This is a genomic window from Marinobacter nauticus, from assembly GCF_003634635.1.
Taxonomy (GTDB): domain Bacteria; phylum Pseudomonadota; class Gammaproteobacteria; order Pseudomonadales; family Oleiphilaceae; genus Marinobacter; species Marinobacter nauticus.
In genome coordinates, this window is sequence record NZ_RBJB01000002.1 from 1,165,021 (window position 1) to 1,182,599 (window position 17,579).

14 protein-coding genes are annotated in these 17,579 nt (G+C 60.0%); 9 read left to right on the forward strand and 5 right to left on the reverse strand.

All coding sequences use genetic code 11. From position 1 onward, the window contains the following. Positions 1-3 precede the first annotated feature (3 nt). Positions 4-1,680 (forward strand): dihydroxy-acid dehydratase, encoded by a 1,677-nt coding sequence (gene ilvD, locus C7436_RS05690; protein WP_121206978.1) that lies wholly within the window; start codon positions 4-6, stop codon positions 1,678-1,680. 322 nt (positions 1,681-2,002) lie between these two features. Here ilvD and C7436_RS05695 read toward each other — a convergent pair whose 3' ends face one another. The 3 genes from C7436_RS05695 to C7436_RS05705 all read right to left on the reverse strand — a co-directional run bounded on the left by C7436_RS05695 (position 2,003) and on the right by C7436_RS05705 (position 5,349). After that, positions 2,003-3,184: an acetyl-CoA C-acyltransferase gene (locus C7436_RS05695; protein WP_121206979.1), complete on the reverse strand. Its 1,182-nt coding sequence runs from the start codon at positions 3,182-3,184 to the stop codon at positions 2,003-2,005. Positions 3,185-3,361: 177 nt separating this feature from the next. Continuing rightward, positions 3,362-4,510 carry an acyl-CoA dehydrogenase family protein gene (locus tag C7436_RS05700; RefSeq protein ID WP_121206980.1) on the reverse strand — a complete coding sequence of 383 codons (1,149 nt, stop codon included), beginning with the start codon at positions 4,508-4,510 and terminating at the stop codon, positions 3,362-3,364. 77 nt (positions 4,511-4,587) lie between these two features. Further along, on the reverse strand, positions 4,588-5,349 hold the full coding sequence (locus tag C7436_RS05705) for a 3-hydroxyacyl-CoA dehydrogenase (RefSeq protein ID WP_121206981.1): 762 nt from the start codon (positions 5,347-5,349) through the stop codon (positions 4,588-4,590). 117 nt (positions 5,350-5,466) lie between these two features. On the opposite strand from C7436_RS05705, the gene C7436_RS05710 reads away from it, so the two are divergent. The 7 genes from C7436_RS05710 to C7436_RS05740 all read left to right on the forward strand — a co-directional run bounded on the left by C7436_RS05710 (position 5,467) and on the right by C7436_RS05740 (position 14,440). Then, positions 5,467-5,910 carry a MerR family transcriptional regulator gene (locus tag C7436_RS05710; protein ID WP_023010745.1) on the forward strand — a complete coding sequence of 148 codons (444 nt, stop codon included), beginning with the start codon at positions 5,467-5,469 and terminating at the stop codon, positions 5,908-5,910. A gap of 51 nt (positions 5,911-5,961) precedes the next feature. Continuing rightward, positions 5,962-7,128: an isovaleryl-CoA dehydrogenase gene (locus C7436_RS05715; RefSeq protein ID WP_014420930.1), complete on the forward strand. Its 1,167-nt coding sequence runs from the start codon at positions 5,962-5,964 to the stop codon at positions 7,126-7,128. 260 nt (positions 7,129-7,388) lie between these two features. After that, positions 7,389-8,996, forward strand: coding sequence for a carboxyl transferase domain-containing protein (locus C7436_RS05720; RefSeq protein WP_022990981.1), 1,608 nt, complete (start codon positions 7,389-7,391; stop codon positions 8,994-8,996). 12 nt (positions 8,997-9,008) lie between these two features. Further along, the gene (locus tag C7436_RS05725) at positions 9,009-9,815 is read left to right on the forward strand and encodes an enoyl-CoA hydratase-related protein (protein ID WP_121206982.1); all 807 of its coding nucleotides are present in this window, start codon (positions 9,009-9,011) and stop codon (positions 9,813-9,815) included. Continuing rightward, the gene (locus C7436_RS05730; RefSeq protein WP_121206983.1) at positions 9,815-11,803 is read left to right on the forward strand and encodes an acetyl/propionyl/methylcrotonyl-CoA carboxylase subunit alpha; all 1,989 of its coding nucleotides are present in this window, start codon (positions 9,815-9,817) and stop codon (positions 11,801-11,803) included. The genes C7436_RS05725 and C7436_RS05730 overlap by 1 nt, the downstream gene beginning before the upstream one ends. Beyond that, on the forward strand, positions 11,803-12,711 hold the full coding sequence (locus C7436_RS05735) for a hydroxymethylglutaryl-CoA lyase (RefSeq protein ID WP_121206984.1): 909 nt from the start codon (positions 11,803-11,805) through the stop codon (positions 12,709-12,711). The genes C7436_RS05730 and C7436_RS05735 overlap by 1 nt, the downstream gene beginning before the upstream one ends. A 40-nt stretch (positions 12,712-12,751) precedes the next feature. Then, positions 12,752-14,440 carry an AMP-binding protein gene (locus tag C7436_RS05740; protein WP_121206985.1) on the forward strand — a complete coding sequence of 563 codons (1,689 nt, stop codon included), beginning with the start codon at positions 12,752-12,754 and terminating at the stop codon, positions 14,438-14,440. Between the two features lie 60 nt (positions 14,441-14,500). Here C7436_RS05740 and C7436_RS05745 read toward each other — a convergent pair whose 3' ends face one another. Beyond that, positions 14,501-15,766, reverse strand: a complete 1,266-nt coding sequence (locus C7436_RS05745; RefSeq protein ID WP_121206986.1) for an MFS transporter — start codon at positions 15,764-15,766, stop codon at positions 14,501-14,503. A gap of 155 nt (positions 15,767-15,921) precedes the next feature. Between C7436_RS05745 and C7436_RS05750 the strand changes: the two genes are divergently transcribed. After that, a complete protein-coding gene (locus tag C7436_RS05750) occupies positions 15,922-16,584 on the forward strand; it encodes an HAD family hydrolase (RefSeq protein ID WP_121206987.1) in 663 nt (220 codons plus the stop codon). A gap of 75 nt (positions 16,585-16,659) precedes the next feature. On the opposite strand, the gene C7436_RS05755 is transcribed toward C7436_RS05750, so the two are convergent. Continuing rightward, positions 16,660-17,565, reverse strand: a complete 906-nt coding sequence (locus tag C7436_RS05755; protein WP_121206988.1) for an EamA family transporter — start codon at positions 17,563-17,565, stop codon at positions 16,660-16,662. Positions 17,566-17,579: the final 14 nt, after the last annotated feature.

Here is a 17,579-nt window from a genome sequence, read left to right on the forward strand (position 1 = left end):
CGCATGACAACCGATAAACGACGCCGACACTCGGCACCGGTGGTAGACGGAATCAATAAATCCGCCAGCCGGGCCATGCTCCGGGCGGTTGGTTTTACCGACGAGGATTTCCGAAAACCTCAGATTGGCATTGCCTCCACCTGGAGCAACCTCACGCCCTGCAACATGCACATTGACGGCCTGGCCCGAGAGGCCGCCAAGGGTGCCGACGGAGCCGGGGGCAAGAGCCTGATCTTCAACACCATCACTATCTCTGATGGCATAGCCAACGGCACCGAGGGCATGAAATATTCTCTGGTGTCGCGCGAGGTGATTGCCGATTCCATTGAGACCGTGGCCGGTTGTGAGGGCTTCGACGGACTGGTCGCCATCGGTGGCTGCGACAAGAACATGCCCGGCTGCATGATGGGCCTGGCCCGGCTGAACCGGCCCTCGGTCTTCGTTTACGGCGGCACCATCATGCCCGGCGAAAACCATACCGACATCATCTCCGTGTTTGAGGCGGTGGGCGCCCATGCCCGCGGTAACATGGAGCTGATCGAAGTCAAACAGATCGAGGAAACCGCGATTCCCGGCCCAGGCTCCTGTGGCGGCATGTACACCGCCAACACCATGGCCTCCGCCATTGAGGCCATGGGCATGAGCCTGCCAGGCAGCTCCGCCCAGAACGCCATCTCCGACAGCAAACTGGCGGATTGCGAAGCCGCAGGCGCCGCGGTGCTGAAACTGCTCGAAGCCGATATCAAGCCCTCCGACATCATGACCCGGGAAGCGTTCGAGAACGCCATCACCGTGGTGATCGCGCTGGGCGGTTCCACCAACGCCGTGCTGCACCTTCTGGGTATGGCCAGTACGGTGGGAGTGGAGCTGTCACTGGACGATTTCGTACGCATCGGCAAACAGGTACCGGTCCTGGCAGACCTTCGCCCCTCCGGCCACTACATGATGTCCGAGCTGGTGGCCATTGGTGGCATTCAACCGCTAATGAAGATGCTGCTCGACCGGGGACTGCTGCATGGGGACTGCCTCACGGTGACCGGCAAGACCCTGGCAGAGAACCTCGAGACCGTGGTGCCCTACCCCGAAGGCCAGCAGATCATCCACGCCTTCGACAACCCGATCAAAGCCGACAGTCATCTACGCATTCTCTATGGCAACCTGGCTCCGGAAGGCTCGGTGGCGAAAATCACTGGCAAGGAAGGCACCCATTTCTCCGGCCGCGCCCGTGTCTTTCACTCGGAAGAGGAGGCCCAGGCACGCATCCTGGACGGCACCGTGGTGGCCGGCGACGTGCTGGTGATCCGATACGAAGGCCCCAAGGGCGGGCCCGGCATGCGGGAAATGCTCAGCCCCACCTCGGCGATTATGGGCAAAGGTCTTGGCAGTGATGTAGCTCTGATTACAGACGGCCGCTTCTCCGGTGGCAGCCATGGTTTTGTGGTTGGCCATATCACACCAGAGGCCGCCGTGGGCGGGCCAATTGCGCTGGTGGAAGACGGCGACACCATCACCATTGATGCCGTGAGCAACTCGATTGTGCTGGAAATCTCTGACGCGGAAATGGAAAAACGGCGCAAAGCCTGGACGCCGCCGGAACCCAGATTTACCCGGGGCGTGCTGGCCAAGTATGCCCGTGTGGTGAGTTCCGCATCTACGGGGGCCGTTACCGACTTGCCGTAGTTAGGGTTGGGCTCGCAGCCTTGTTGTTATGGGGCAGGTACGGCGGGTATGGGGTATTTTTCTTCGGGAAAAAGAACTCGCTTCGCTCAGACACCTTTTTCCTGTCAGAAAAATACCCCATACCCCCCTACCGACGTGCAGAACAGATATAGTCTTTTTGAAAGACATCACTGCGTTACCCGTAGTGCCCGTCGGCGCGGGGTGGTTGGTGGGTTTTTCGCCGGAAAAAGGTGTCTGAGCGAAGCGAGTTCTTTTTCCAAGACAAATCCACCGGCCACCCCGCAAGCCTGCCCCTGAACGAGCAGACTACAAGGGCACCCGATCAGATCAGTTCAATAGCCACAGCCGTGGCTTCACCACCACCGATGCAGAGCGAGGCTACACCACGCTTAAGCCCACGCTGTTTCAACGCATTGATCAGGGTGATGATGATCCGGGAGCCGGAGGAACCAATCGGATGCCCCAGTGCACAGGCACCGCCGTGCACGTTGACCTTCTCCGCAGGAAGCTTCAGCTCATTGATCGCCGCCAGGGTGACCACGGCAAAGGCTTCGTTGATCTCGAACAGATCGACATCGTCCAGCGTCCACCCCGCTTTCTTGAGCACCTTCTCGATGGAGCCGATCGGTGCGATGGTGAATTCGGACGGCAGGCGTGCGTTGGTAGCGTGGGCCACGACCCGGGCCTGCGGGGTCAGGCCCCGGGCATCGGCTTCGGCGGCTGAGGCCAGTACCAGCGCGGAAGCACCATCACTGATGGAGCTGGAGTTGGCGGCGGTGACAGAACCATCCTTGGCGAACGCGGGTTTGAGGTGTGGAATTTTTTCCGGTTTGGCGTTGCCCGGTTGTTCATCGGTATCCACTTCGGTGTCGCCGCCTCGGCCCGGGACGGTTACCGGTACGATTTCGTCCCGGAACCAGCCGTTTTCGATGGCCGCCAGAGATTTTTGCAGGGAGCCGATGGCGAATTCGTCCATGGCCTGGCGGGTGATGTCGAATTTGTCAGCCGTGCGCTGGGCGAACACGCCCATCAGGCCACCCTCGTAGGCATCCTCAAGACCATCCAGGAACATGCTGTCGAGCACCTGGCCATGGCCCATGCGCATGCCGGCACGGGCTTTGGGCAACAGGTACGGTGCCTGGCTCATGTTTTCCATGCCGCCGGCGATCATGATGTTGTTGGTGCCAGCTTTGATCTGGTCGTGGGCCATGATGACGGCCTGCATGCCGGAGCCGCACATTTTGTTGATGGTGGTACAACCGGAGCTGTCCGGGATGCCAGAGGCCCTCGAGGCCTGGCGAGCTGGTGCCTGGCCCAGCCCCCCGGGCAGTACGCAGCCCATGATCACTTCCTGAATGTCTGCCGGCTGAAGGCCGGAGCGTTCAATGGCTGCCTTAATGGCGACGGCACCCAGGTCCGGTGAACGTACCGAGCTCAGGGAGCCCATCATTCCGCCCATGGGGGTTCGGGCGGAGCCTGCTATTACTATATCGTTTGAGCTCATGGTGACTGTCCTCATTTTTTGGTGAGCGGTCGGGTGCGGGGAGGCCTTTCAGAAACACGCTGTAAATACATCCCTGTACGCTCGACAAAAGCCATCCATGGCTTTTGACGGTTCCTGAAAGGCCTCCCCGCACCCGCCCGGTCAACGTCTGTATCTGTCCGAAAAAGTGATAGGGGATTAGCGACCTAAAACCGACCGGGCAATGATTTCCTTCATTACTTCCGAGGTGCCGCCATAAATCCGCTGCACCCGGGCATCAATAAAGCTCCTGGAAATCGGGTACTCCGTGGTGTAGCCATAGCCGCCAAACAGCTGCAAACAGCCATCAGCAACACGACACTGCATCTCGGTAGCGCTGTACTTGGCCATGGACGCCGTGGGGGCATCCAATTTGCCCTGTTCGTATTCCCGAATGCACTGATCCACAAACGCTTTGTTGATTCGGTAATCCGTTTCCATGCGGGCAATTTCGAAACGTGTGTTCTGCAACTGGCTGAGCTTCTGGCCAAACAGCTCACGCTCCTGGGCATACTGGATGGTCATGTCCAGCGAGCCCCGGGCCGCTGCCACACCCAGCGCTCCGATCACCAGTCGCTCACGGGGCAGTTCGCGCATCAGGTAAACGAAACCCTGTCCTTCCTCGCCCAGCAACGCCGAGGCAGGTATGCGCATGTCGGAGAAAAACAGTTCAGAGGTATCGCCAGAGTGCTGGCCAATCTTGTCCAGGTTCCGGCCTTTGCTGAATCCTGGCAGCGACGTATCCACCAGGAACAGGCTGATCCCTTTGGCTCCGGCTTTGGGATCGGTTTTGGCGGCGACGATCACCATATCGGCGTGTTGGCCGTTGGTGATGAAGGTCTTGGAGCCATTGAGGATGTAGTCGTCACCGTCTTTCACAGCACTGGTGCGCATGGCCTGCAAGTCGCTGCCGGCGCCCGGCTCGGTCATGGCAATGGCGCCCACCGCCTCACCTGATACCATCTTCGGCAGCCACTGCTGTTTCTGCTCTTCGTTGCCGATATGGCTGAGATAGGGCGCGACAATGTCGGAATGCACCATCACGTTGGTGGAAAGCGCACCGAATCCCAGCCGGGCAAGCTCCTCACCCACCACGACCGAGTACTGGAAGGGTGCACCGCAGCCGCCGCAGTCTTCCGGCACATCGACGCACAGCATGCCTGCATCGCCCAGAGTGTTCCATAGCTCCCGTGGCACAATGCCGCTTTTCTCCCAGGCCTCGTAATGCGGGGCCACTTCGGTTTCCAGAGCCTTGATCACAGACTCCCGGAAAAGAGCCAGTTCTTCCTGATCGACAGGGTTAGTCATATCACTCACCTGTGGTTACCGGTTCGCTTTTGGCGAACACCATTACAGAAACCTGCTTTTGGCAGGTTATTTCAATGTCACTTTGGCGCCATCCGCAGGGCACAATCAAGCCGGATGACTTCGCCATTCAGAATCGGGTTGCGCACCATCTGGTCCACCATCATCCCGAACTCTTCCGGTTTACCGAGGCGTTTCGGGAACGGCAGCGTGGCTGCAAGGCTGTCCTGCACTTCCTGGGGCATACCCGCCAGCATTGGTGTCATAAACAGGCCAGGAGCAATGGTATTCACCCGAATCCCTTCACGGGCCAGCTCGCGGGCCGCCTGCAGGGTCAGGGACACCACACCGCCTTTGGATGCGCTGTAAGCCGCCTGTCCAATCTGGCCTTCGTAGGCAGCAACCGAAGCGGTATTGATGATGACACCGCGCTCGCCGTCACCGTTCGGTTCCCGTTGCGCCATATCGGCAGCCGCCAGCCGCAGGATATTGAAGGTGCCGATCAGATTTACCTGGACCACCTTGCTAAAGCTTTCCAGCGGCATCACACCTTCCCGGCCCAGAATCTTGGCCGCCGGTGCAATACCCGCGCAGTTCACGGCGACACCGCAGGGGCCGTGAGCCTCTCGCGCAGCAGTGACAGCAGCCTCAGCACTGTCGGCCGAGGTCACATCGCAATGCAGGAAGATACCGCCGAGCTCAGCCGCAACCTTTTCGCCCTGCTCCTTGTTCACATCAAGAATCGCAACCTTGCAGCCAGCCGCCGCCAGAGCACGGGCAGCGCCCTCACCCAGACCGGAGGCACCGCCTGTTACAATTGCCGGCACATTCTGGAATTCCATCGGGTACTCCTTATTAACAATGATCGAAGTCTGATCCGCGGGTATCCATTCGGACCACAAAAACACTTTACGTTTACGTAAACTTTAACTAACCTTGGTGAAAAAAGGAAATCCGTCATGAGCGAAAAACGAACTTTCAGCATCAGCGAGCTTTCCCAGGAGTTCGATGTAACCACCCGGAGCATCCGGTTCTATGAAGACCAGGGGCTGCTCAAGCCCAACCGGCGCGGGCAAACCCGGATCTTCAGCACCAAGGACCGCGTTCGCTTGAAGCTGATTCTCCGGGGCAAGCGCATGGGCTTTTCCCTGGCCGAAACCAAAGAACTGTTCGACCTCTGGGACGAAACGCTGACCGGCAATGAAAAGCAGCTGCTGAAGATGCTGGAAATCCTCAGCGCAAGACGGGAACAGCTGGAACAGCAGAAAGAAGACATCGCCATGGCAGAGATGGAAATGGACACCGCCGAAGCACGGTGCCGCGAGGCCCTGACCGAACTGCAGAAGAAAAAGGAAGAGCAGGGCCTGACGACGAACACCAAAGAAACCGCTGTCAGCAAATAGCACCTGGCAGCCAACGGATACCCGACGTTAAAAACAAAAAGGTAGCAAACGATGAAATCACAGTACTCAGAGCTCAATTTCGGCCTCGGCGAGACCCTGGACATGCTCCGGGAACAGGTGAACAACTTCGCCGCCACCGAAATCGCCCCGCGGGCCGAGGAAATCGACAAAAACAACGAATTCCCCATGGACCTGTGGCGCAAACTGGGCGACATGGGCCTGCTGGGCATTACCGTCAGCGAAGAGTACGGCGGCTCCGACATGGGCTATGTGGCCCACGTCATCGCCATGGAAGAAATCAGCCGCGCCTCGGCCTCCGTTGGCCTCTCTTACGGTGCCCACTCCAACCTGTGCGTGAACCAGATTCACCGCAACGGCACCGAAGAACAAAAGCAGAAATACCTGCCCAAGCTGGTTACCGGTGAACACATCGGCGCCCTGGCCATGTCCGAGCCCAACGCCGGCTCCGACGTAATCTCCATGAAACTCCACGCCCGCGACGAAGGCGACCACTACGTCCTCAACGGCAACAAAATGTGGATCACCAACGGCCCGGACGCACACACTTACGTTATCTACGCCAAGACCGACCCGAAAGGCGGTTCCAAAGGCGTCACCGCCTTTATCGTGGAGCGCGACTACCCGGGCTTCAGTCGCCACCAGAAACTCGACAAACTCGGCATGCGCGGCTCCAACACCTGTGAACTGGTGTTCCAGGACTGCAAAGTTCCCAAAGAAAACGTCCTCGGCGGCGTGGGCAACGGTGCCAAAGTCCTCATGAGCGGCCTCGACTACGAACGCCTCGTCCTCTCCGGCGGCCCGCTGGGGATCATGCAGGCCGCTATGGACGTGGTCGTCCCCTATATCCGCGAGCGCAAACAATTCGGCCAGGCCATCGGTGAATTCGAGCTGGTACAGGGCAAAGTCGCCGACATGTACACCTGGATGAACACCGCGAAATCCTACGTCTACATGGTGGCCCAGTCCGCCGACCGCGGCGAAACCACCCGCAAAGACGCCGCCGGCGCCATCCTCTACTCCGCCGAAATGGCCACCAAACTGGCCCTGGACGCCATCCAGCTGCTGGGCGGCAACGGCTACATCAACGAATACCCGACCGGCCGCCTGCTGCGGGACGCGAAACTCTACGAAATCGGCGCTGGAACGTCTGAAATCCGACGGATGCTGATCGGTCGCGAGCTGTTCCTGAACAAGTAACGAAGCGCGGACTCCAGTTCCCAATGTACGACAAGGGGCTGGAGGGAGAGCCTTCTGAAAATGTCGGAGGCCATGGATGGCCGGAGAGAAGCGCACATGGATGTGCTTGTAGCGGTTTTCGGAAGGCTCCCCCTCCAGGCCCGCAGCAACAACACATGAATTGACGAGGTTGGACAAGGGCTTGGCGGAATGCTCGTAGCATTTCCCGGAAAGCACACCCCGCCAGACCCGGACGCCCCCAAACCGAGGGATACGAACCAATGACCGTGCTCCAAAGCAAAATCAACCCAAGGTCCGACGAATTCCAGGCCAACCACCAGGCCATGCAACAAGCCGTCGCCGACCTCCGGGAAAAAGTCGAAAAGATCCACCAGGGCGGCGGCCCCGACTACCAGAAGCGCCACACCGACCGAGGCAAACTCCTGCCCCGCGAGCGCATCAACACCCTCATCGACGAAGGCTCCCCCTTCCTCGAAATCGGCCAGTTCGCCGCCTACAACGTCTATAAGGAAGAAGTGCCCGCCGCTGGCGTCATCGCCGGCATCGGCCGCGTCTCCGGCACCGAGTGCATGATTATCGCCAACGACGCCACCGTCAAAGGCGGCACCTACTTCCCGCTGACCGTAAAAAAACACCTGCGGGCCCAGGAAATCGCCATGGCCAACCGCCTGCCCTGCATCTACCTGGTGGATTCCGGTGGCGCCAACCTGCCCCAACAGGACGAAGTCTTCCCCGACCGCGACCACTTCGGCCGCATCTTCTACAACCAGGCCCGCATGAGCGCAGACGACATTCCCCAGATCGCCGTCGTCATGGGCCTGTGTACCGCCGGGGGCGCCTACGTACCCGCCATGGCCGACGAATCCATCATCGTCCGTAACCAGGGCACCATCTTCCTGGCCGGCCCTCCGCTGGTAAAAGCCGCCACAGGTGAAGTGGTCAGCGCGGAAGACCTGGGGGGCGCCGATGTGCACTGTAAAATCTCCGGTGTCGCCGACCATTACGCCGAGAACGACGCCCACGGCCTGGCAATCGCCCGGCGCTGCGTGGCCAACCTCAACCGTCGCAAACCGGTACCGGTTGAGGTCCAGAAGCCCCGCGCCCCGCTGTACGATCAGGAAGAAATCTACGGCATCGTCGGCACCGACCTGCGCAAGCAGTTTGATGCGCGCGACGTCATCGCCCGCATCGTCGACGGCTCAGAATTCGACGAATTCAAACGCTACTACGGCTCCACCCTGGTGACCGGGTTCGCCCACATCCACGGCTACCCCGTGGGCATCATCGCCAACAACGGCATCCTGTTCAGCGAATCCGCCCAGAAAGGCGCACACTTTATTGAACTGTGTTGCCAGCGCAACATACCGCTGCTGTTCCTGCAGAACATCACCGGCTTTATGGTCGGCCAGAAGTACGAAGCCGAGGGCATCGCCAAACACGGCGCCAAGATGGTGATGGCCGTGGCCTGTGCCAACGTGCCCAAGATCACCGTTCTGATTGGCGGTAGCTACGGCGCCGGCAACTACGGCATGTGTGGCCGCGCCTACAGCCCGGACTTCCTGTGGATGTGGCCCAATGCGCGCATCTCAGTGATGGGCGGCGAACAAGCCGCCGGCGTGCTGGCGCAGGTACGCCGGGAAGGCCTGGAGCGTAAAGGCCAGAGCTGGAGCGCCGAGGAAGAAGCCGAGTTCAAGAAGCCCATTACCGAAACCTACGAACACCAGGGCCACCCGTACTACGCCAGCGCCCGCCTGTGGGATGACGGCGTGATCGACCCGGCCCAGACCCGGGAAGTGGTTGCCCTGAGCCTGTCTGCCACCCTCAACCGGCCCGCCAAGCCAACGCGCTTCGGCGTGTTCCGCATGTAAAGGAGCGCAGCCATGTCACAGCAAGACACCGCGGTTCTGCTGCACCAACGGCGCGATGGCGTCTCGGAAGTGGTGTTGAACCGCCCGGACAAACGCAATGCCTTCGACGACGTGATCATCCAGCAGCTGATTCAGGCTCTGGAACACGTGGACCGGGATGAGCAAACCCAGATCGTTATCCTGCGCTCAGAGGGCAAACACTTTTCGGCAGGCGCCGACCTGGGCTGGATGCGCCGCATGGCGGACAACACCCGCCAGGAAAACCTGGACGACTCCCGGGAACTGGCCCGTCTGATGAACACCCTGAACCACCTGTCCAAGCCCGTGATCGGCCTGGTGCAGGGGGCGGCCTTCGGCGGCGCGGTCGGCCTCGCGGCCTGCTGCGACATTGTGCTGGCCACTGAAAAAGCCAGCTTCTGCCTGAGCGAAGTCAAACTCGGCCTGATTCCGGCCGTGATCAGCCCCTATGTGGTGCGAGCCATCGGCGAACGTCAGGCCCGGCGCTACTTCCTGTCGGCGGAAGTCTTCAGTGCTCAGGAGGCGCAGCACTACGGCCTGGTTCACCTGGTGTGCGAGGACGAACAGGCCATGCACCAGCGTTGCGACGAACTGCTGCTGCAACTCGCGCTGAACGGTCCCGAAGCCATGAAAGCAGCCAAAGACCTGGTCTTTGCGGTCAGCCACAAGACCATCACCTCCGAAGTGATTGACGACACCGCGCAGCGCATCGCCGATATTCGTGTGGGCGAAGAAGGCCAGGAAGGGCTCAGCGCTTTCCTGAACAAACGAAAGGCCAGTTGGATTCCGGAGACACAATAATGTTTAACAAGATCCTGATAGCCAACCGGGGCGAAATCGCCTGCCGGATCATCCAGACGGCCCATCGAATGGGCATCCGCTGCGTGGCGGTCTATTCCGAAGCCGACGCCAACGCCCGGCACGTGGCCATGGCCGATGAGGCCTTCTACATCGGCCCTGCCCCCAGCTCTGAGAGCTACCTGCGGGCCGACAAGATTATCGAGATTGCCAAAGAAAGCGGCGCCCAGGCCATCCACCCGGGGTACGGCTTCCTGTCTGAAAACACTGACTTCGCGGAAGCCTGCGAAGCCAACGGTATCGTCTTCATCGGCCCGCCCTCTTCCGCCATTGCCGCCATGGGCTCCAAGTCCGCGGCAAAAGCGATCATGGAAGACGCCGGTGTACCGCTGGTGCCGGGCTACCACGGCAAGGACCAGTCGCCGGACCTGCTGCGGGCTGAAGCCGAAAAATGCGGTTTCCCGCTGCTGCTGAAAGCGGTTGCCGGCGGCGGCGGTAAAGGCATGCGGGTGGTCGAGAACATGGCCGAATTCGACGATGCCCTGGCCGCGGCCCAGCGCGAGGCAAAAAATGCGTTCGGCAACCCGGACATGCTGATCGAGCGCTACCTGACCCAGCCACGCCATGTCGAAATCCAGGTGTTCTGCGATCAGTCCGGCAACGGCATCTATCTGGCCGAGCGGGACTGCTCCGTACAGCGCCGGCACCAGAAAGTGCTGGAAGAAGCGCCCGCCCCCGGCCTCAGTGAAGACACCCGCAAAGCCATGGGCGAAGCCGCGGTGCGGGCGGCCCAGGCCATCAGCTACGTGGGCGCCGGCACCGTCGAGTTTCTGTACGACGTGGACGGCTCCTTCTTTTTCATGGAAATGAATACCCGCCTGCAGGTAGAACACCCGGTCACCGAAATGGTCACCGGCCAGGATCTGGTGGAATGGCAACTGAAAGTGGCCTGGGGTGAGCCCCTGCCGCTGACCCAGGACCAGGTAAAGACCCGTGGCCACGCCATCGAGGCGCGTATCTACGCCGAAGATCCGGATCAGGACTTCCTGCCAGCCACCGGAACCCTGCGTTACCTGAGCACTCCGGATGAGTCTGCCCACGTGCGGGTAGATACCGGCGTGACCGAAGGCGATGAAATCAGCATTCACTACGACCCGATGATTGCCAAACTCATCGTGTGGGACGAGACCCGCGAACAGGCGGTCAACCGCATGGTTCAGGCCCTGGAGCACTACCGTATCGCCGGGCTGAAAACCAATATCCGGTTCCTGCATGCGGCGGTGGATGCGCAGCCATTCCGCGAAGCCGAACTGACCACCAACTTCATTGCCACTCACAACGACCTGCTGTTCCCGAAATCCAGACTGGATCTGGACAAGGCACTGGTGCTTGCCGCTGGGTTCATCCTGGAGCAACGCAAATCAGCGGAACCGGTTACCGGCGATCCCTGGTCGCCGTTCGGCCGCAAGAACAGCTGGCGCATGAACTCCGAATACGCCCAGCCTCTCACCCTTCAGGTGGGCGACGATAAACACGAGCTCAAGATCCTGGAACGGGATGACCGCTACCAGGTGTTCGTGGGCGGCAGCGTGTACCACCTGAACGCCAAACTGAATGACGATTACCTGCAGGCGGTCATCAACGGCCACCGGCTAAGCGTGCACGGCAACCTGCACAACGAAGAACTGGTGCTCTTCTACGAGGGCGATACCTTCAAGTGCACCGTATACCGGGAAACCTACGGGTTTGAGGAAATGGCCAGCGAAGGCAGCCTGGCGGCGCCCATGAACGGCTCCGTAGTGGCGATTCAGGCCCAGGTAGGCGACAAGGTAACGGCCGGCCAGACGCTGGTGATCATGGAAGCCATGAAAATGGAACACGCCATCAAGGCGCCCGCCGATGGTGTGGTTTCCGAGATTTTCTACGCCGAGGGTGACCAGGTGGCCGAGGGTGCGGAACTCATCGCCATCGACACCGGGGAGGCAGAATAATGGCCTTTCCAAAGCAGGCTCGGTTGGTGGAAATGAGCCCCAGGGACGGGCTCCAGAATGAGCCCGGCGATGTGATCGCCACCGGGGTCAAAACCGGCCTGATCGACCGGCTGGCCGATTGCGGTCTCAACCACATCGAGGCCGCCAGCTTCGTATCACCCAAATGGGTGCCGCAAATGGGCGACGCGGCCGCAGTGATGGCCGGCATCACCCGTAAACCCGGCGTTCGCTACTCGGCCCTTACCCCGAACCTGAAAGGATTCGAGGGCGCCCTGGCGGCCGGGGCCGACGAAGTGGCGGTATTCGGTGCGGCATCGGAGTCCTTCACCCAAAAGAACATCAACTGCACGATTGCTGAAAGCCTGGAGCGCTTTGCACCGGTGGTTGAAGAAGCCCGCAAACACGGCATTCCCGTGCGCGGTTACGTGTCTACCGTGATGGGCTGCCCGTACGAAGGCGATATCCAACCGGCACAAGTGGCCTCCGTGGCCAAGGCCCTGTACGACATGGGCTGCCACGAAATTTCCCTGGGCGACACCATCGGCGTGGGTACGCCACTGAAAGCCAAGCGCATGCTCGAAGCCGTGGCTGCCCATGTGCCTATGGACAAACTGGCGGCGCATTTCCACGACACCTATGGCCAGGCCCTGGCCAACCTGTACTCAGTACTGGAAGAGGGCGTAAGCGTGATTGACGCCTCTGTGGCCGGTCTGGGCGGCTGCCCTTATGCCAAAGGGGCATCTGGCAACGTAGCCACCGAAGACGTGCTATACCTGCTTAACGGCCTGGGCATCGATACCGGCGTGGATCTGAACAAGCTGGTGAAAACCGGCGACTGGATCTGCGCGCAACTGAAACGTCATAACGGCTCTAAAGTGGGCCAGGCACTCGGGGGCCTGTGCCAGTAACTTTCCAGCCCTCAACTACAAAAACAATGGAGGCAGAGACATGAGCAAGACTCTCCCAAGTTACACCAGTGGTATCGCAGAAAAGCCACTGCTGGGCATGACCATCGGCGATATGCTGGACCGCACCGCCCAACAGTTTCCCGACAACGAGGCTCTGGTGTGCCTGCACCAGGACATTCGCTGGACTTACAAAGAGTTCGTCGACAAGGTGAACGAGGCGGCCCGGGCGTTCATGGCCATCGGCGTCAAGCGTGGCGACCGCGTGGGCATCTGGTCACCCAACCGTTACGAATGGACCGTTACCCAGTTTGCGACTGCGAAAGTAGGCGCCATTCTGGTAAACATCAACCCGGCCTACGGTGTGCACGAGCTGAAGTACGCAATGAATCTGGCCGGCATCAGCGTTCTGGTTACCGCCGACAACTTCAAAACCTCCAACTACCGGGAAATGATCTACGAGCTGGCCCCGGAACTGAAGCGCAGCGCACCCGGTAAACTCAAAGCTGACAACGTCCCCGATCTCCGGGCGGTCATTAACGTACACCCGGATAACCACGAGGGTATGTGGACTTGGCAGGATTTCCTGGGCTTTGCCGGCGACGTATCAGAGGCGGACCTTGCCAAGCGTCAGGATGAGCTGCAGTTCGACGACCCCATCAATATCCAGTTCACCTCCGGTACCACCGGCAACCCGAAAGGCGCCACGCTCACCCACCACAACATTCTGAACAACGGCTATTTTGTTGGTGAAAGCCAGCGCCTGACCGAGAACGACCGGCTGGTGATTCCTGTGCCGCTCTACCATTGCTTCGGCATGGTGATGGGCAACCTGGGCTGCATCACCCATGGCACCGCCATGATCTACCCGAGCGAAGGCTTTGACCCGAAAACCGTACTCCAGGCCGTCCACCAGGAAAAAGCCACGGCCTTGTACGGTGTGCCCACCATGTTTATCGCCGAACTGGCCGACCCGGAGTTCGATAGCTACGACCTCTCCACCCTGCGCACCGGCATCATGGCGGGTTCCATCTGCCCCGCCGAAGTCATGAAGAAGGTCAACGGCAAAATGCACATGAAGGAAGTGCAGATTGCCTACGGCATGACGGAAACCAGCCCGGTTTCCACCCAGACCAGTTCCCTCGACCCGTTCGAGAAGCAGGTCACTACCGTAGGCCGCACCCAGCCGCACCTGGAAACCAAGATTGTCGACCCGGGCACCGGCAACGTCATGCCCCGAGGTGAGATTGGCGAACTGTGTACCCGCGGCTACAGCGTGATGCTGAAGTACTGGAACAACGAGGAAAAGACCCGCGAAGCCATCGACGATGCCGGCTGGATGCACACCGGCGACCTGGCGACCATGGACGAGGATGGTTACATCCAGATCGTGGGCCGCATCAAGGACATGGTGATCCGCGGTGGTGAAAACATCTACCCGAAAGAGATCGAAGAGTTCCTCTACACCCACCCAGCCATTGAAGAGGTGCAGGTAACCGGTATTCCGGACGAGAAGTACGGTGAAGAGCTGATTGCCTGGGTGAAACTGCGGCCCGATGCAGACCCGGTAACCGCGGAGGACCTGCAGGCCTTCTGCAAGGGCAAGATTGCCCACTTCAAGATTCCCAAAAACTACAAGTTTGTGGATGCATTCCCGATGACCGTGACCGGGAAGATCCAGAAGTTCAAGATGCGGGAAATCTCGATTGAGGAAATGGGACTGAAGCAATAATCGAATACCGCCCAACCCCAGGAAACCCGGCCACGGCCGGGTTTCTGCTATCAGTGAAACCTAATGCTTGCTCATACGCTTGTACCGGTAGGGCTCACCCTCTTCATTCTGCAGTTGATAATCGTAGGCAGCCTGGAGCCCGGTTTCGTCTTCCGTCTCGTCCTCCGGTTCCTGCTCCAGATAGCGCGGGTATAGAGGTGAAAACATGGCCACGACAATGCCAATAGCGCAGAAGAACCCAAAGGCATCGGCATAGCCCACCTGCCCCACCAGCATACCGACCACAGGCGAGCCCGCTGCCTGTCCCAGAGACACCGCCATGAATGGCAGCACCGGCCCCATGGACAGCCGCCCCGGCAACAAACGAATCCCTGTCATCAGGTACAGCCCGGTCAGACTCATATAGGCCAGCCCGAACACCAGGGCTGAAAACCCTGCCAGCGGCAGGTTGTCTGGACTGGCAGCCAACAGAGCCAGGCTCGCCGCAAGCATCATCAACATCAATGCCTGGGTGATCGGCGGGTTATTGCGGTCTGCCAGATCGGCAACCACAGCACCACCCAGGCCAGCAACCCCAACCCCCAGCCACAGCCAGGCGGTGGAATCGGAACTCATTTCACCCAGGTTCACCACCAGGTCGGGCGCGAAAATCCAGTAGGCCGCCGAGACAAAACCCATCATGAAGCCAAAGATCGAGAGCCGTAACAGGCGCCACCACTGCAAGGCCGTGATCGCCGGCGGTGGCGCTGCGTTAGATGGCATCACCCGTGAAACCGAAGGCAGGAAAAACCAGGTGGCAAACACCCCGATCAGGGCAAGAACGGCAAAAGACGCGTAGGTATAGCGCCAGGCCCCGGCCAGAAAAAGAACCGTGGGCACCGCGACCATCACACCCACGCTGGTGCCAGCATTCATCACCGAGCTGACCCGGCCATGCATCGAGCGCCGAACCAGTGCCTGCATGGCCGCTGTCAGGGCAGGCATCATCAGGCCCGTGCAGATACCACAGGCAAATACGCCCAGCCCCAGTGACAGGGCACCGGCCGACTGACTGATCAAAGCCAGTCCGACTACCCCGAAAACGCCGGAGGCCATCGCCGTATTCCGGGCGCCGAGACGGTCGGCACACCAGGGCGCCACCACCGACGCCAGGGCAAAGCTGATCAGAGGGAGTGCACCGATGATACCGATCACATGGGGCGACAAAGACAGATCCGCACGAATGGGCGGAACAAACAGACCGAAGGCGAAGCGCGCAAGGCCGAAGCTGATCGCAATCAACCCCGCGCCCAGGAGCGCGAACGCTGTGCTGGAGGGAAACTTCATATCGGTCTGCCCTGCTCGCTGTCCATAGCGGTCAGCGTAGACAGCAAAACCACCAGCATCAAGCCGGTCGCCGGAATCCCACCGCTCAGCCAGTCGTCGTCACACAACCGTAACACGCCTGAAGCACAATCTGGTGTATACCAAAGGAGTTAACAATGCTAGCCATTTTTGATCTGGACGAGACCCTGATTCAGGGGGACAGCTCTCAATTGTTCACCGAGTTCCTTCGGGCACAGGAGATCGAGCGCACTGACGATGCCCTCGATAAAGACCGGGATTTCATGTCGGACTACCGACAAGGCCGGCTGAACCTTCAGGCGTATATGGAATTCAGCCTGGCACCGCTGCAGGGCTGGCACCGGGAGCAACTCAACACCCTCGTCAGCCGGTTTATTGATTGTGTCATTGCGTCACGGGTGTTACCGACCGGCCGCGAGCGTGTTGCGTGGCATAAGGCCCAGGGGCACCGGGTGTTGATAATATCGGCCACCGGCGAACATCTGGTCAAACCCATTGCCCAGCATCTGGGCATTGAGGAAGGCATCGGCGTGGAAGTGGAATGGCGCGACGGAAGCCTGACCGGACAGATCGGGCCAAGGCGCCCCTTCCAGGAAGGTAAGGTGGCCGCCCTGCGCGAATGGCTGGGGAGGGACCAGGTAACACCGGAAAAGACCTGGTTCTATTCCGACTCGCATAACGATCTGCCGCTACTGGAACGAGTTGATTTCCCTGTTGCGGTCAACCCGGACCCCAGGCTGAGACAACACGCCCAGAAACACGGCTGGCAGATCCTGACAGATTCTGCGACCCTGCCATGATGCTACGACACCTGGCAATAGCCCGGGCATGTCTTGCGGCGCCAGCGATCGTGCCGGCCGCCGCCCCTTCCCCGGTTATCCCAAAACCACAAGCAGCAAGCCGGCCAGTATGGTCAGAACCCCCACGACCTTCGGCCCATGCAAGGCCTCGCCCAGGAAATACCAGCCCAGGGCTACGCCCATGGGAATACTGATTTGCCGGAACGCGACAACGTAACTCACATCGTCCGCATAGGCCATAGCCCAAACCACCAACGCGTAGGTGCCCAGAATCAGGATGCCAGCCGCCATGGTGCTGCGCCAATTTGCGGCCAGCTTCCTCAAAAGTCGTCGCTCTTCGGATTGTAACCACAGACCAAGACTGAGCCAGCACAGCGCCGACCAGGCCTGGAGAATCACGAACACGAGTGCCACCTCGGCGTCCTGCGCCAGTCCCGCCAATAGCGCCCGCATCCGCTCGGTGGCCAGATCATCAACCATGGAGTAACCGGCCGTGCTGGCTGCGGCCAACAGCGCAAACAACGTGGCCAGGTTACGGTAGTTCGCCAGCGTGAAGTCGCGGAATCGCTGCATTGGCAGAACAATACACCCAGCCACAATCAGAATGATCCCTATAACCGCAGCAGTGGTGATTGCCTCCGCGGTGCCAAGGAACAACGTGCCCACTAACAGGATGATCAGCGGCGAAGAACGGGCCAGCGGGTAAACCACCGACAATTCCCCGTGTCGGTAAGCTGCCGCCAGACTGCTCAGGTAGGTAGCCTGAAAGAAACCGGTCGCGACCACCAGCCACCAGATCCCTGCGTCCAGTTCCGGCAACATCCGGTGGTAATACAGTAAGACTGGCAATGTCAGAAAGGCGCCCCAGAAGGTGCTATACCAGAAGAAAGCACCAGTGGGACTGACTTTTTTGCCAAACAGGTTCCAACCCGCATGGGCCAGCGCCGACACCAGTACAATAACAATCGCGGTTGGTGTCATAGGATCACTGCCGG